We start from the raw sequence: 638 nt of genomic DNA on the forward strand, positions 1-638 counted from the left end.
GGAGCCGTCCTTGAAATACCACCCTTGTAGTGTTGATGTTCTAACTTAGACCCGTTATCCGGGTTGAGGACAGTGCCTGGTGGGTAGTTTGACTGGGGCGGTCTCCTCCCAAAGAGTAACGGAGGAGCACGAAGGTGGGCTAATCACGGTTGGACATCGTGAGGTTAGTGCAATGGCATAAGCCCGCTTGACTGCGAGAATGACAATTCGAGCAGGTGCGAAAGCAGGTCATAGTGATCCGGTGGTTCTGTATGGAAGGGCCATCGCTCAACGGATAAAAGGTACTCCGGGGATAACAGGCTGATACCGCCCAAGAGTTCATATCGACGGCGGTGTTTGGCACCTCGATGTCGGCTCATCACATCCTGGGGCTGAAGTCGGTCCCAAGGGTATGGCTGTTCGCCATTTAAAGTGGTACGCGAGCTGGGTTTAGAACGTCGTGAGACAGTTCGGTCCCTATCTGCCGTGGGCGTTGGAAGATTGAAGGGGGCTGCTCCTAGTACGAGAGGACCGGAGTGGACGAACCTCTGGTGTTCGGGTTGTGTCGCCAGACGCATTGCCCGGTAGCTAAGTTCGGAATCGATAACCGCTGAAAGCATCTAAGCGGGAAGCGAGCCCTGAGATGAGTCTTCCCTGAC

At 54.9% G+C, this 638-nt stretch carries 1 rRNA gene; it reads left to right on the plus strand.

Annotation, left to right across the window (positions count from 1 at the left end):
- Window positions 1-638, plus strand: a 23S ribosomal RNA gene (locus AC5O63_RS22370); the annotation flags it as partial.

Source organism: Vibrio sp. SCP2, from assembly GCF_059295395.1.